Source organism: Acidisphaera sp. L21, assembly GCF_009765685.1.
Classification (GTDB): domain Bacteria; phylum Pseudomonadota; class Alphaproteobacteria; order Acetobacterales; family Acetobacteraceae; genus LMUY01.
Genome location: NZ_LMUY01000070.1, coordinates 131,661 through 132,171 on the forward strand (window position 1 = coordinate 131,661; position 511 = coordinate 132,171).

General features: G+C 67.1%; 1 pseudogene. It reads left to right on the forward strand.

The window, feature by feature from the left end:
- Nucleotides 1-511: pseudogene (gene cpsB, locus GSQ76_RS31810) on the forward strand (mannose-1-phosphate guanylyltransferase/mannose-6-phosphate isomerase); the annotation flags it as partial.

The following is a 511-nucleotide window of genomic DNA, read 5'->3' on the forward strand; positions in this document are numbered from 1 at the left end:
GGACGCATCGCATCGCCGTGGTTCCCGCCTCCCTCTCCTGGTCCGATGTCGGGTCCTGGAGCGCGCTGTGGGATCTGGGCAAAAAGGACGAGGCCGGCAACGTGGCCGTCGGCGACGTGCTGCTCGAAGGTGCGACCCACTGCTACGCCCGCAGCGACGGGATCATGACCGCCGTCGTCGGCCTGAAGGACGCCATCGTCGTCGTCACCGAGGACGCCGTCCTCGCCATGCACCGCGACCGCGCGCAGGACGTCAAGAAGGTCGTGGACCGGCTGAAGGCCGCCAAGCGCCACGAAGCCGTCGCCCACAACCGCGTCTACCGCCCATGGGGCTTCTACGAAAGCCTGATCCAGGGCGACCGCTTCCAGGTCAAGCGCATCGTCGTCACCCCCGGCCAGAAGCTCAGCCTGCAAAAACACTTCCACCGCGCCGAACACTGGGTCGTCGTCAACGGCACCGCCATCGTCACCCGCGACGGCGAGGAGATCATGGTCCGCGAGAACGAGAGCAT